This window comes from Duganella sp. LjRoot269, assembly GCF_964254095.1.
GTDB lineage: Bacteria > Pseudomonadota > Gammaproteobacteria > Burkholderiales > Burkholderiaceae_D > Rugamonas > Rugamonas hordei.
Window position 1 is genome coordinate 6924164 of record NZ_CAXUSL020000001.1, and the last position, 13231, is coordinate 6937394.

The following is a 13231-nucleotide window of genomic DNA, read 5'->3' on the forward strand; positions in this document are numbered from 1 at the left end:
AAATACGGTTCGGCCGGCGCGGTGCGCTGCCATGTTGCGGTGCACGATTGCACGCTATCGGTGCGCATTCGCGGTGCGCGGCGCCTGATCCGCCTGATCCGCCTGATCCGCCAGCTCCTGCCAGGCGTCGGCGCAGCGCACCACGTCGCCCACCACAATGATGCTCGGGCTGCCCAAGCCGCTGTCACGCAGCGCCTGCGGCAGCTGGCCCAGGGTCGTCAGCAATTGCCGCTGGTTGTCGCGTGTTGCCGATTGCACCACGGCGACCGGCGTCGATGCCGCCGCGCCGCCCGCCATCAGGCCGGCTTGGATCGCGTCGACACGGGCCACGCCCATGTAGATCACCAGCGTCAGGCCGCTTTGCGCCAATGCCGGCCAATTCGGCTCGGATGCCGCATCCTTGCCGTGGCCGGTGACGAAGGTCGCGCCCTGGCTCCAGGCGCGGTGGGTCAGCGGCACGCCGATGCTGGTGGGAGCGGCCAGGCCGCTGCTGATGCCGGGGATGACGTCTACCTTGATGCCGTGGGCGCGCAGCGAGGCGCGTTCCTCGCCGCCGCGGCCGAACAGATAGGGGTCGCCGCCCTTGAGCCGCACCACGCGGTGGCCGGCGCGGGCTTCGGCGATCATCAGCCGCTCGATGAATTCCTGTGGCGTCGAAGCGCAGCCGCCACGCTTGCCGACCTGGATCACGCGCGCGCCCGACGGTGCGAAGCCCAGGATTTCCGGGTTGACCAGGTCGTCGATCAGTATCACGTCGGCGCGCTCGATGGCGCGCACGGCCTTCAACGTCAACAGTTCAGGGTCGCCGGGACCGGCGCCTACCAGGGTTACGCTGCTCATGATGTTTTCCTTATCCGGCCGCAGCCAGTGCGGTGTTGACCATCTCGTCGATTTCGCCGGTGATGTTGGACAGCACGCCCGCCACCACCGCGAATTCCTTGCCGGCCTGCCCGGCGCGCGCCGCGACGATGCGCGCGTTGAACGCCACCATGCGCGCCTGGCGGTTGATGGTTTCAATATCGGTGATGATGCCGCGCAGCTGCTTGCGCACCGTGCGGGCGTTCTGCTTGGCCTGTTCCTCGTAGATGCTGGTGATCGTGTTCAGGATCGCCAGCGTCGGCGTGGTGATATGCACCAGCTCCGCCAGCAGCTCGGCGCTTTGCGCCGAACCCTGGGCGATGGCCTTCAGCGTGCGTTCGCCCAGGTCGGCAAAGGCGGCGATCTGCCGGTCGCCATCGAGCTTGCCGAAGTAAGCCTCGTGCAGCTCCGGGCAGAACACGCCCGGCAGGCCATCCTTCTCCGCCAGCAGCGCCTTGTGGGCGTTACGGAACAGCGCCAGCGCTTCCTGTGCGATGGCGGCTCCGCTTTCCTGCCCCTGCGACGCCAGCAGCGCGTACAACACGATGCGCTGCGACGTGAAACGGCGGCGGCCGGAAAGATTAATCAAGGCGCCGAACACTTCACCGGTCAGCGCCTTCCCGGCGGCGCCCTCCTTCGCCATAGGCGGCATGGTCATATCCATCAAGCCGCCTCCTTGGCCGGGTGTGCCTGTTTGCGGTACAGGAACTCCAGCACCGCCGTGCGGTACTCGGTGTAGCGCGCGTCCTGCGCCAGCGCCACGCGGTCGCGCGGGCGATCCAGCCGCACGTCGACGATCTCGCCGATGGTGGCGGCCGGGCCGTTGGTCATCATGACGATGCGGTCCGACAGCAGCACCGCCTCGTCGACGTCGTGCGTGACCATCACCACGGTGGACTTGGTGGCGGCGACGATCTTCAGCAGCTCATCCTGCAGGTGGGCGCGGGTCAGCGCGTCGAGCGCGCCGAACGGTTCGTCCATCAGCAGCACTTTCGGCTCCATCGCCAGCGCGCGGGCGATGCCGACGCGCTGCTTCATGCCGCCCGAGATTTCATGCGGACGCTTGGCCTCGGCCGCCGTCAGGCCGACCAGCGCCAGCGCCTGCATGGTGCGCTCGCGCAGCTGCTGGCGGGTTTCCGTCTTGCCGAACACGCGCTCCACGCCGAGGTGGATGTTTTCGTAGCAGGTCAGCCACGGCAGCAGCGAATGGTTCTGGAACACCACCGAGCGCTCCGGCGACGGTCCGGCGATTTCCCGGTTGGCGCACAACAGCACGCCGTCGGTCGGTTTCAGCAGGCCGGCGATCAGGTTGAGCAGCGTCGACTTGCCGCAGCCCGAATGGCCGATCAGCGTGATGAATTCGCCCTTGCGCACCGTCAGGTCGATTTCACGCAGCGCGTGGAACACGCCTTTTTTGGTATGGAAGACCATTTCCACGCCTTCGATATCGATGAATTTTGGCTCGTCCATGATGGTGCTCCTTAGTTCGATACTTGTTCGTAGGTGAAGGCACGGGCCAAGGCCATCAGCGCCTGTTCCAGCATCAGCCCGACCACGCCGATGGCGACGATGGCGATGATGATGTGCGGGACATTCAGGTTGTTCCACTCGTCCCACACCCAGAAGCCGATACCCACGCCGCCGGTCAGCATTTCCGCCGCGACGATCACCAGCCATGCGGTGCCGATCGACAGCCGCACGCCGGTCAGGATGTAGGGCAGCGCCGACGGCAGCAGGATCTTGGTCAGCACCTTCCACTCCGACAGGTTCAGCACGCGCGCCACGTTCATGTAGTCCTGCGGCACGCGCTGCACGCCGACGGCGGTGTTGATGATCATCGGCCAGATCGAGCAGATGAAGATAGACCATATGGCCGCCGGGTTGGCGGACTTGAACACCAGCAGCCCGATAGGCAGCCAGGCCAGCGGCGACACCGGCTTGAGCAAGCTGATGATCGGGCCGAACATGTTGCCGACGAACTGCACGCGACCGATCAAAAAGCCCAGCGGAATGCCGACCATGGCGGCCAGTCCGAAGCCCACCGCCACGCGCTGCAGCGACGCCAGCACGTTCCAGCCTATGCCCTGGTCGTTCGGGCTGGTGCGGTAGAACGGATCGGAGAACAACTTGACCGCTTCCTGCAGCGTGGCCAGCGGCGTCGGGAAGGCGGAGTTGTTGGTGGTGATGATCTGCCAGACCAGCACCAGCAAGGCCGCGCCCAGCAGCGGCGCGACGATCTTCATCGCCGTGGCGGACACCTGCTGCCGCACGCGGGTCGCGGAATTGGCCGCCAGTGGACGGCGCGGGCGGCGCGCCGGTGCGGCCGCGGTAGGAGCTTCGATGGCCGCCGCGACTGGCGCGGCGCTTTCCGGCTGGAGCATGGCGTTCATGGCATTCTCCTATCAGGCTTTGATCTTGAACGAGGCGGCGAACGCTTTCGGGTTCTTGCCGTCCCAAACGGAACCGTCCATCAACTTCGAACTGCGCAGAGGACTCTTGGGTACCGGCGTCTTGGTCATCGCCGCGGCATCCTTGTACAGGTCGATCTGGTTGACCGCCGTGGCGACCGCCAGGTAGTCCGGATCGTCCTTCAGCAGGCCCCAGCGGCGATGCTGCGTCATGAACCACATGCCGTCCGACAGGTAAGGGAAGTTGACCGCGCCGTCGTTGTAGAACTTCATGTGGTTCGGGTCGTCCCAGGTCTTGCCCAGGCCATTCTGGTAGCGGCCCATGATGCGCTGGTCGATCGCATCCTTGCTGGTGTTGACGTAGGACTTGTCGGCGATGACCTCGGCCATCTTGTTCTTGTTGGCCAGCGACGAATCGATCCACTTGCCCGCTTCGAGGATGGCGGCCATCATCGCGCGGCAGGTGTTGGGATACTTCTTGGCAAATTCCAGCGTCGAGCCCAGCACCTTCTCCGGGTGATCCTTCCAGATGTCCTGGGTGGTGGTGGCGGTGATGCCGATGCCGTCCATGATGGCGCGGTGGCCCCATGGTTCGCCCACGCAGAAGCCGTCCATGTTACCGACGCGCATATTGGCCACCATCTGCGGCGGCGGCACGGTGATGACCTTGGCGTCCTTCATCGGATTGATGCCGTTGGCGGCCAGCCAGTAGTACAGCCACATCGCGTGGGTGCCGGTCGGGAAGGTCTGGGCGAAGGTGTATTCGCGCTTGTCGGTCTGCATCAGCTTGGCCAGCGATGCACCATCGACCGCGCCCTTGTCCGACAGTTTTTTGGACAGCGTGATGGCCTGGCCGTTGTTGTTCAGGCTCATGAGCACCGCCATGTCCTTCTTCTGGCCGCCGATGCCCATCTGTACGCCGTAAAGCAGGCCATACAGCACATGGGCCGCGTCGAGATCGCCGTTGGCCAGCTTGTCGCGCACGCCGGCCCATGAGGCCTCCTTGCTGAGCACGAACTTGACGCCGTATTTTTTATCCAGCCCCAGCACCGACGCCATCACCACGGAGGCGCAGTCGGTCAGCGGAATGAAGCCGATCTTGATTTCTTCCTTTTCCGGCTTGTCCGAACCAGCCGCCCATACCCCACCCGTTGACAATCCCAACATGCTCCCCCCAGCTACTAGACTTGCGCCTTGGATGATTTGCCGGCGTTTGATATTGACGCCAGTGTCGGCGTTGCCGCCGGATGGCAGGTCGCTGCCCGCTTGTAGCTTTTTATATTCCATCGCAAATCCCCAAAAAAAAAGTCTACCCACATGAACGAATTCATGAGTGTAGACATCGTTGTCTGGTGGTCCCCGCCGCCGTTGGCGGGAATCATCGTGCGCGACATTGCGCATACTTGAGCTACTGCAAGGTCCGTGCCAGCAGGGTTTACAGAGGGGCATGGGCAAAAAACGGGGAGAGGCGCGCCGCGCCGTGGCGCAAAAAAATGCACCGCTATTGCGCAGTGCATCATTTTGGACGGGGGATTTAGCCGAGCAAGTCTTCGACGTCGATGATGCGCTGGGCCACTTCGGACAGCTTGAGGTTCTTGCTCATCGCCATGCTGCGCAGCTTTTGAAAGGCCTGCTCTTCGGTGAAACGTTGGCGTTCCATTAACAGGCCCTTGGCGCGTTCGATGATCTTGCGCTCGGCCAGCTTGCTCTTGGTGTCGGACAGCTCGTCCAGCAGCTTCTGCTCGCGCTTGAAGCGGGCCAGCGCCACCTGCAGCACCGGCTTGATGCGCTCGCTCTGCAGGCCGGCCACGATGTAGGCCGACACGCCGGCCGCCATGGCCGCCTCCATGCTCTCGGTATCCTCGCTCTCGGTGAACATGACGATGGGCCGGCGCTCGTCGCGCGTGGCGATGACGATGTGCTCCAGCACGTCGCGCGCGTCGGACTCGGCATCGACGATGATCATGTCCGGCTGCAGCTGGGCGATGCGCTCGGGCAGGTACATGTCCGGCGGCAGCGAAGCGACGATGTCGTAACCCGCCTCCAGCAGGCCGATGCGCAGCGCGCGGGCCCGCTCGGCCTGGGCGCGCAGCGACTCATCATCCTCGTCGCCGGCGTGGATGATGGTGTTGACGACCACGATACGTAAATGTTTCATGGTCATACGAGGGACGGAGTGTGGTTCATGACTCTTAAGCAAGCAAGAATCAAACCAGTAATTTTGATGTGCATTTGCAGATTCTACGGCACAAAGCCGAAATCCTGCCAGCCCATCCTTCAGCGCTGCATGCCCCAGCGGCGGATGGTGAACGTTTCCAGTGGACGGAATACGACGTTCTCCACCAGCAACCCGATCAGGATGACGGCGGCCAGGCCAGCGAAAACCTTGTCGGTGTAGAGCTCGTTGCGGTTCTGGAAAATGTACCAGCCGAGGCCGCCCTGGCCGCCGGTGGTGCCGAACACCAGCTCGGCCGCGATCAGCGTGCGCCAGGCGAAGGCCCAGCCGATTTTCAGGCCGGACAATATCGACGGCAGCGCGGCCGGCACCAGGATCTGCAGCACGAAGCGCAGCCCGCGCAGGCCGTAATTGCGGCCGGCCATGCGCAGCGTTTCGGGCACGCCCTGGAATCCGGCGTAGGCGCCCAGCGCCAGCGGCCACAGCACCGCATGCACGATGACGAAGATCAGGCTGGCGCGGCCGAGGCCGAACCACAGCAGGGCCAGGGGCAGCAGCGCGATGGCCGGCAGCGGGTTGAACATCGAGGTCAGCGTCTCCAGCAGGTCGCGGCCGATCCTGGTCGACGCGGCCAGCGCGGTCAGCGCGAAGGCGGCCAGCACGCCGACGACATAGCCCTGCGACAGCACGGACAGCGAGGCGCCGATGCGGCCCGTCAGCTCGCCGCTGGCGATGCCGCCGATGAAGGCTTGCGCGGTTTGCAGGAAGCCGGGCAGCAGCAGGTCGTTGTCGGTCCAGCGGGCGACCGCCTGCCACAGGCCGGCCAGCAGCATGAGGATGAACGTCTTGCGCAGCCAGGCCTGGCGCCATGCGCGCTGCAGCCGCGGCGTGGTGTCGGCTTCGCGCTGCGACGGAGCGGCGGTGATGTATTCGCATTCCTGGCGGATCGGCGGATCGAGAAGCAGGCTCATAGCGCGACACTCCGCTCGGCCGGCGCGGCGGGCGGCGCATCGAACAGCAGGCTGTGGATACGCCGCGTGGCGGCCTGGAACTCGGCGCTGCCGGCGCTGTCGAGGCTAAACTGGTGGCTGTTCAACTCCGCCCTCACCTGCCCCGGATGCGGCGACAGCAGCAAGATGCGGTTGCCCACCACCAGCGCCTCCTCGATCGAGTGGGTGACGAACAGCAGCGTGAAGCGCAGCTCTTCCCACAAGCGCCCCAGCTCCTCCTGCATATTGCGCCGCGTGAGCGCGTCGAGCGCGGCGAAGGGTTCGTCCATCAGCAGCATTTCCGGCTGCATCGCCAGCGCGCGCGCAATCGCCACGCGCTGCTTCATCCCGCCGGACAAGGTGTGCGGATGCGCGTTCTCGAAGCCGGCCAGGCCCACCTTGGCGATCCAGTGCAGCGCCCGCTCCTCCGCCTCGCGGCGGCGCAGGCGCTTCGTCGCCAGCAAGGGGAACATGACGTTCTCCTTCACCGTCTTCCACGGCGGCAGCTGGTCGAACTCCTGGAACACGACGATGCGGTCCGGTCCTGGCCCGGTGACGACGGCACCGTCGATGCTGATGCCGCCGCCGCTTGGCTTAATGAAGCCCGCTGCGGCCTTCAGCAGCGATGACTTGCCGCAGCCAGAAGGCCCCAGCAGCACAAAGCGGTCGCCGCGATACACATCGAAGCTGACGTCGTGCGTGGCCCGCACGGCGCCGTACTCCAGGCTCACCCTCTCCGCTTTCAGCAAAGGCGCGATGCCGCTGGTTGGACGTACCACCTGGAAGCTCATGATCTCAGCCACCCTGCGTGATCACGGGATCGTCGAAGAAGTAGTCGCGCCAGCTGGCGGGCTGCTTCTTGATCGCGCCAACGCGGTACAGGAACTGCGACAGGCCGTAGGTATTCTGCGGCTCCACGCTGAACTGTACTTGCGGGTTCTTGATGATCTTCAGCAGCAGGTTGCGATCGACCTTGCTCTTGCTGACGCGGATGTACGCGTCGGCCGCGCCTTCCGGATTGCCGGCTGCGTACCTGGCCGCCTCCGCCAGCGCGGCGGTGAAGGCGCGATAGGTCTTCGGATTCTCGTTGCGGAACTTCTCGGTTGCATACAGCACCGTGGCCGAGCTCGGGCCGCCCAGCACGTCGTACGAATTGAGCACGATGTGCGCGTTCGGATTGCCGGCCAGCTCCTGCTCCTGGAACGGCGGATTGCCGAAGTGGCCGTTGATCTCCGTGCCGCCGGCAATGACGGCCGCCGTCGCATCCGGGTGCGGCAAGGTCTGGGTAAATTTGTCGAGGCGCGCGAATTCCTTGTCGCCCCACTGCTTCGCCGCCGCGTACTGCAGGATGCGCGACTGCACCGACACCTGCACCGCCGGCAGGCCGATGCGGTCCTTCCCGGTCAGGTCGGCGATCGACTTCACCTTGGGATTGGTGCTGACCAGGTAGTAGGGAAAACTGCCCAGCGACGCCACACCCCTGACGTTCTGCTTGCCCGACGTGCGGTCCCAGATCGTCAGCAGCGGACCGACACCGGCGCCGGCGATATCGATGGCGCCGGACAGCAGCGCGTCGTTCACGGCCGGGCCGCCGGACAGTTGCAGCCATTCCACCTTGATGTCGATGCCGTTCTTCCTGCCCTGTTTTTCAATCAGCTGCTGGTCCTGCGCCACGTTCAGCAACATGTAGACGACGCCGAATTGTTCGGCGATGCGGATGCGTCCCTCGGCCTGGGCCGCGGTGGCGAAGCTCAACGCGAGGGTGAGAGCAGACCCGGCGGCGATCAGGCGGGAAGTCAATCTGTACATGGGTTTCCTTGAAATTAGAAAGGCGTGTCGCCTTCGATGGTGGTGCGGTACAGCTTGCGGCGCAAGTGATCCGGCGTGCCTCCCGCCAGATGCATCAGCGAGCGGTTGTCCCAGAACACCATGTCGTGCGGCGCCCAGCGGTGGCGGTAGATATGCTCCGGCTTCACGCTGTGCGCAAACAATTCGTCCAGCAGCGCGCGGCTCTCGCCTTCGGGTATGCCGATGATGCGCGTGGTGAAATGCTCGCTGACGAACAGCGCGCGGCGGCCCGTCTCGGGATGCGTGCGCACCACGGGGTGCAGCACCGGCCGCACTTCGTCGATCTGCGCCTGCGTCAACGGCGGGCGGTAAGGATTGCGGCGGCGCAGTTCTTCATATTGTGCCAGATAGCTGTGCTCCGCGCGCAAGCCCTGCACGGCGTTGCGCAAGGCTGCGGGCAAGGTGTCCCACGCCAGGTGCATGTTGGCGAACAGCGTGTCGCCGCCTTCGGCCGGCAGCTCCTGCGCGTGCAGCATCGAGCCCAGGCTCGGCGTTTCCTTGTACGACAGGTCGGAATGCCAGAAGTGGCCGGCGTCGCCCAGCCCGATCGGCTTGCCGTCCTCGATGATGTTGGAGATGATCAGCACCTCCGGGTTCGAAGGCAGCTGGAAATTGCGCAGCACGTGGATCTGCAGCGCGCCGAAACGGCGGCTGAAATCCACTTGCTGCTGCGGCGTGATGCGCTGGTCGCGGAACACCAGCAGGTGGTGCTCCAGGTGGGCGGTATGGATGCGCTGGAAATCGCGCTGGGACAGCGGACGGTTCAGGTCCAGGCCGAGTATCTCCGCGCCCAGCGGCGCATCGAAGATTTCAACCTCGAATGAAGGCTGGAGGGAAGATTGGAGAACGGCAGACATGGCACACGCCCGATGAGTGAGTATGCGCCCAGTCTATGCCGCTTCCTTTAGTTAGAAAACGAAGCTTATCCGATATCGATATGCGGTTTTCTAATCAGCCCTCATCTGCGTTGTATTCGGCCAGGCGCTTGGTCACGCGCGGTGCCAGTTCATGGGCGGCGGCGACGGTGATCTCCAGGTCGTGCAGCTTGCCGTCCTTCAGGCCATACACCCAGCCGTGCACGGTGACGTCCTGGCCGCGGTCCCACGCGTCCTGCACGATGGTGGTCTGGCAGACGTTGGACACCTGCTCCACCACGTTCAGCTCGCACAGGCGCTCCGAACGCTTCTTGCTCGGCAGGGTATCGCCAAGGTAGCGCTCATGCTTCTGGTGCACGTCCTGCACGTGGCGCAGCCAGTTGTCGGCCAGACCGACGCGGGTGCCGGTCATCGCCGCGTGCACGCCCTTGCAGCCGTAGTGGCCGACGATGATGACGTGCTTCACCTTCAGCACGTCGATCGCGAACTGCAGCACCGACAGCGCGTTCAGGTCCGAGTGCACCACCACGTTGGCGATGTTGCGGTGGACGAAAACGTCGCCTGGAGCAAGGCCCAGCAGCTCATTTGCCGGCACCCGGCTGTCGGAGCAGCCTATCCACAGGTACTCAGGCGAGGCTTGCTGCGCCAGGCGGTTGAAGAAATCGGGATCACGTTCGACTTCCGATTCGGCCCAGCGGCGGTTATTCTCCAACAGGTCGCGCAGGGGGGAATTGCTGTTATCCAGATCACTCATGATGCTCCTCTCGTTCTCGTACATAAGAAGACCGCCGGTCCGCCCGGAAAGGGCGGCGCGGCGGTCCGATATTACCAAGACTGCGTGACGTCGCAGTTACTCAAAGAAGTCCTTCACCTTGTCACGCCATGTTTTGCTTTGCGGGCTGTGCTTCGAGCCGCCCTCGGTGGTCAGCTTCTCGAAATCGCGCAGCATGTCCTTCTGCTTCTCGGTCAGCTTGACCGGGGTCTCGACGGCCACGTGGCAGAACAGGTCGCCCGCGAAGCCGGAACGCACGCCCTTGATGCCCTTGCCCTTGAGGCGGAAGGTCTTGCCCGACTGGGTGCCTTCGGGGATCGTAAACGATACTTTACCAGACAACGTCGGTACCTCGATGTCGCCGCCCAAGGCCGCCTTGGCGAACGAGATCGGCATTTCGCAATGCAGGTCGTCGCCTTCGCGCTGGAACACGCTGTGCGGCTTGATGTGGATCTCCACATACAAATCGCCCGACGGTCCGCCGTTGGTACCCGGTTCGCCGTTGCCGGACGAACGGATGCGCATGCCGTTGTCGATGCCGACCGGGATCTTCACTTCCAGCGTCTTGTTGCGCTTGATGCGGCCCTGGCCCGAGCATGCGGCGCATGGCTCGGGAATGATCTTGCCGGTGCCGTGGCACTTGGGGCAGGTCTGCTGGATGCTGAAGAAGCCCTGCTGCATGCGCACCTGGCCGTGGCCGGCGCAAGTGGAACAGGTGACCGGCGAGGTGCCCGGCTTGGCGCCGGAACCGTGGCAGGTGTCGCACTTGTCCCACGACGGAACGCGGATCGTGGTGTCGAAACCGTGCGCGGCCTGCTCCAGCGTGATCTCCAGGTTGTAGCGCAGGTCGGCGCCGCGATAGACCTGCGGGCCCTGGCTGCGGCCGCGGCCACCGCCGAAAATGTCGCCGAAAATGTCGCCGAAGGCATCGCCGAAACCGCCGGCGCCGCCGCCAAAGCCGCCACCGCCGCCCATGTTCGGATCGACGCCGGCGTGACCGTAACGGTCATATGCCTCGCGCTTTTCCGGATTGGTCAGCATCTCGTATGCTTCTTTGACTTCCTTGAATTTTTCTTCCGACTCTTTGCTATCCGGATTGCGGTCCGGATGATACTTCATCGCCAGTTTGCGATAAGACTTCTTGATCTCGTCTTCAGACGCGTTTTTTGCGACACCAAGTGTCTCGTAGAAATCACGCTTTGCCATATTGTCGGGACCTTGCTGTATTTATACCGATGTACTGATTATGCTAAAAAGCCGAGCCGGCACCGCTTGAGCGGACACGCGGCTCGGCTCGTCGTTCCCGCGCAAGCGGGAAGACGCCGGGTGCTTACTTGCTGTCTTTGACTTCTTTGAAGTCGGCGTCGACGACGTCGTCCTGCGGCTTGGCCTGCTCGGCGCCGGCACCTGCCTGCGCGCCTTCGGCGCCACCGCCGGCTGCGGCTTGCTGCGCCTGCATGTCAGCGTACATCTTCTCGCCCAGCTTCTGCGAAGCGGTCGACAGGGCGGCTACCTTGGCGTCGATTTCCGCCTTGTCGCCGGCCTTGATCGAACCTTCCACCTCGGTGATCGCAGCTTCGATCTTTTCCTTCTCGCCCGCGTCCAGCTTGTCGCCGTATTCGGTCAGCGACTTGCGGGTCGAGTGCACCAGCGCGTCGGCCTGGTTGCGCGATTCGGCCAGCTCTTTCACTTTCTTGTCTTCTTCGGCGTTGACTTCTGCATCCTTCACCATCTTCTGGATTTCAGCTTCGGTCAGGCCGGAGTTGGCCTTGATCGTGATCTTGTTCTCTTTGCCGGTGGCCTTGTCTTTCGCGCCGACGTGCAGAATGCCGTTGGCGTCGATGTCGAAGGTCACTTCGATCTGTGGCGTGCCGCGTGCCGCTGGCGGGATGCCTTCCAGATTGAATTCGCCCAGGCCCTTGTTGCCGGCCGCGATTTCACGCTCGCCCTGGTAGACCTTGATGGTCACCGCAGGCTGGTTGTCGTCGGCGGTCGAGAACACTTGCGAGAACTTGGTAGGAATCGTGGTGTTCTTGTGGATCATCTTGGTCATCACGCCGCCCAGGGTTTCGATACCCAGCGACAGAGGCGTCACGTCCAGCAGCAGCAGGTCCTTGCGTTCGCCCGACAGCACCGAACCCTGGATCGCGGCGCCGACGGCGACCGCTTCGTCCGGATTCACGTCCTTGCGCGGATCCTTGCCGAAGAACTCCTTAACTTTTTCCTGCACCTTCGGCATACGGGTCATACCGCCGACCAGGATGATGTCGTCGATGTCGGTGACCTTGACGCCGGCGTCCTTGATCGCGATGCGGCATGGTTCCATGGTCGCGTTGATCAGTTCTTCCACCAGCGATTCCAGCTTGGCGCGGGTCATCTTCAGCGTCAGGTGGACCGGCGCGCCGTTCGCCATGGCGATGTACGGCTCGTTGATCTCGGTCTGCTGCGACGACGACAGCTCGATCTTCGCGCGCTCGGCCGAAGCCTTGATGCGCTGCAGGGCGATCGGGTCTTTTTTCAGATCCAGGCCGTTGATCTTCTTGAACTCGTCGATGATGTAATCGATGATGCGCTGGTCGAAGTCTTCGCCGCCGAGGAAGGTGTCGCCGTTGGTCGACAGCACTTCGAACTGCTTTTCACCGTCCACGTCGGCGATCTCGATGATCGACACGTCGAAGGTACCGCCGCCCAGGTCATACACGGCGATCTTGCGGTCGCCCTTGTCGGTCTTGTCCAGGCCGAAGGCCAGTGCGGCCGCGGTTGGCTCATTGATGATGCGCTTGACGTCCAGGCCGGCGATGCGGCCGGCGTCCTTGGTGGCCTGGCGCTGCGAGTCGTTGAAGTACGCAGGCACGGTGATGACAGCTTCGGTGACTTCTTCACCGAGGTAGTCTTCCGCCGTTTTCTTCATCTTGCGCAGCACTTCAGCCGAGATTTGCGGCGGAGCCAGTTTCTTGTCGCGTACGCCGATCCATGCGTCGCCGTTGTCGGCTTTCATGATCGAGTAAGGCATCAGGCCGATGTCCTTCTGCACTTCTTTTTCGTCGAACTTACGGCCGATCAGGCGTTTGACCGCAAACAGCGTGTTCTTCGGATTGGTGACAGCCTGGCGTTTTGCCGGGGAGCCGACGAGAATTTCACCATCTTCTTGGTAAGCAATGATCGATGGCGTCGTGCGTGCACCTTCGGCGTTTTCGATTACCTTTGGCTGACCATTTTCCATGATGGAAACGCAGGAATTTGTGGTTCCCAGATCGATACCGATAATTCTACCCATGATTTTCTTCCTTATTTGCTAGAGTTCA

General features: G+C 63.4%; 13 protein-coding genes. All 13 read right to left on the reverse strand.

What is annotated here, in order from left to right; genetic code table 11:
• Positions 1–54: 54 nt before the first annotated feature.
• Positions 55–840, reverse strand: coding sequence for a uroporphyrinogen-III C-methyltransferase (gene cobA, locus ACSQ3S_RS30935; RefSeq protein WP_436144766.1), 786 nt, complete (start codon positions 838–840; stop codon positions 55–57).
• A gap of 10 nt (positions 841–850) precedes the next feature.
• Positions 851–1522, reverse strand: a complete 672-nt coding sequence (locus ACSQ3S_RS30940) for a type IV pili methyl-accepting chemotaxis transducer N-terminal domain-containing protein (RefSeq protein ID WP_353401263.1) — start codon at positions 1520–1522, stop codon at positions 851–853.
• Positions 1522–2328, reverse strand: a complete 807-nt coding sequence (locus ACSQ3S_RS30945) for an ABC transporter ATP-binding protein (RefSeq protein WP_176652243.1) — start codon at positions 2326–2328, stop codon at positions 1522–1524. Before ACSQ3S_RS30945 ends, ACSQ3S_RS30940 begins: the two co-directional genes overlap by 1 nt.
• An 11-nt stretch (positions 2329–2339) precedes the next feature.
• Positions 2340–3248 (reverse strand): nitrate ABC transporter permease, encoded by a 909-nt coding sequence (ntrB, locus tag ACSQ3S_RS30950; protein ID WP_176652242.1) that lies wholly within the window; start codon positions 3246–3248, stop codon positions 2340–2342.
• A gap of 12 nt (positions 3249–3260) precedes the next feature.
• Positions 3261–4433 carry a CmpA/NrtA family ABC transporter substrate-binding protein gene (locus ACSQ3S_RS30955; protein ID WP_436144767.1) on the reverse strand — a complete coding sequence of 391 codons (1173 nt, stop codon included), beginning with the start codon at positions 4431–4433 and terminating at the stop codon, positions 3261–3263.
• Between the two features lie 367 nt (positions 4434–4800).
• A complete protein-coding gene (locus ACSQ3S_RS30960; RefSeq protein WP_176652240.1) occupies positions 4801–5424 on the reverse strand; it encodes an ANTAR domain-containing response regulator in 624 nt (207 codons plus the stop codon).
• A 119-nt stretch (positions 5425–5543) separates the two neighbouring features.
• Positions 5544–6413: an ABC transporter permease gene (locus ACSQ3S_RS30965; RefSeq protein WP_436144768.1), complete on the reverse strand. Its 870-nt coding sequence runs from the start codon at positions 6411–6413 to the stop codon at positions 5544–5546.
• Positions 6410–7222: an ABC transporter ATP-binding protein gene (locus ACSQ3S_RS30970; protein ID WP_436144769.1), complete on the reverse strand. Its 813-nt coding sequence runs from the start codon at positions 7220–7222 to the stop codon at positions 6410–6412. Before ACSQ3S_RS30970 ends, ACSQ3S_RS30965 begins: the two co-directional genes overlap by 4 nt.
• A 4-nt stretch (positions 7223–7226) precedes the next feature.
• The gene (locus tag ACSQ3S_RS30975; protein WP_436144770.1) at positions 7227–8240 is read right to left on the reverse strand and encodes an ABC transporter substrate-binding protein; all 1014 of its coding nucleotides are present in this window, start codon (positions 8238–8240) and stop codon (positions 7227–7229) included.
• A 14-nt stretch (positions 8241–8254) separates the two neighbouring features.
• Positions 8255–9136 carry a TauD/TfdA dioxygenase family protein gene (locus tag ACSQ3S_RS30980; protein ID WP_413448203.1) on the reverse strand — a complete coding sequence of 294 codons (882 nt, stop codon included), beginning with the start codon at positions 9134–9136 and terminating at the stop codon, positions 8255–8257.
• A 94-nt stretch (positions 9137–9230) separates the two neighbouring features.
• Positions 9231–9908 carry a carbonate dehydratase gene (gene can, locus ACSQ3S_RS30985; protein ID WP_176652235.1) on the reverse strand — a complete coding sequence of 226 codons (678 nt, stop codon included), beginning with the start codon at positions 9906–9908 and terminating at the stop codon, positions 9231–9233.
• 96 nt (positions 9909–10004) lie between these two features.
• Positions 10005–11132, reverse strand: coding sequence for a molecular chaperone DnaJ (gene dnaJ / locus ACSQ3S_RS30990; RefSeq protein WP_176652234.1), 1128 nt, complete (start codon positions 11130–11132; stop codon positions 10005–10007).
• 124 nt (positions 11133–11256) lie between these two features.
• Positions 11257–13203, reverse strand: a complete 1947-nt coding sequence (dnaK, locus tag ACSQ3S_RS30995; RefSeq protein ID WP_176652233.1) for a molecular chaperone DnaK — start codon at positions 13201–13203, stop codon at positions 11257–11259.
• Between the last annotated feature and the right edge of the window lie 28 nt (positions 13204–13231).

Coding starts and splice junctions, on each gene's coding strand:
- ACSQ3S_RS30955 (WP_436144767.1), bottom strand. CDS start 4,433: ATGTTGGGATTGTCAACGGGTGGGGTATGGGCGGCTGGTTCGGACAAG.
- ntrB (WP_176652242.1), bottom strand. CDS start 3,248: ATGAACGCCATGCTCCAGCCGGAAAGCGCCGCGCCAGTCGCGGCGGCC.
- ACSQ3S_RS30980 (WP_413448203.1), bottom strand. CDS start 9,136: ATGTCTGCCGTTCTCCAATCTTCCCTCCAGCCTTCATTCGAGGTTGAA.
- ACSQ3S_RS30945 (WP_176652243.1), bottom strand. CDS start 2,328: ATGGACGAGCCAAAATTCATCGATATCGAAGGCGTGGAAATGGTCTTC.
- dnaJ (WP_176652234.1), bottom strand. CDS start 11,132: ATGGCAAAGCGTGATTTCTACGAGACACTTGGTGTCGCAAAAAACGCG.
- dnaK (WP_176652233.1), bottom strand. CDS start 13,203: ATGGGTAGAATTATCGGTATCGATCTGGGAACCACAAATTCCTGCGTT.
- ACSQ3S_RS30965 (WP_436144768.1), bottom strand. CDS start 6,413: ATGAGCCTGCTTCTCGATCCGCCGATCCGCCAGGAATGCGAATACATC.
- ACSQ3S_RS30975 (WP_436144770.1), bottom strand. CDS start 8,240: ATGTACAGATTGACTTCCCGCCTGATCGCCGCCGGGTCTGCTCTCACC.
- cobA (WP_436144766.1), bottom strand. CDS start 840: ATGAGCAGCGTAACCCTGGTAGGCGCCGGTCCCGGCGACCCTGAACTG.
- can (WP_176652235.1), bottom strand. CDS start 9,908: ATGAGTGATCTGGATAACAGCAATTCCCCCCTGCGCGACCTGTTGGAG.
- ACSQ3S_RS30940 (WP_353401263.1), bottom strand. CDS start 1,522: ATGGATATGACCATGCCGCCTATGGCGAAGGAGGGCGCCGCCGGGAAG.
- ACSQ3S_RS30970 (WP_436144769.1), bottom strand. CDS start 7,222: ATGAGCTTCCAGGTGGTACGTCCAACCAGCGGCATCGCGCCTTTGCTG.
- ACSQ3S_RS30960 (WP_176652240.1), bottom strand. CDS start 5,424: ATGAAACATTTACGTATCGTGGTCGTCAACACCATCATCCACGCCGGC.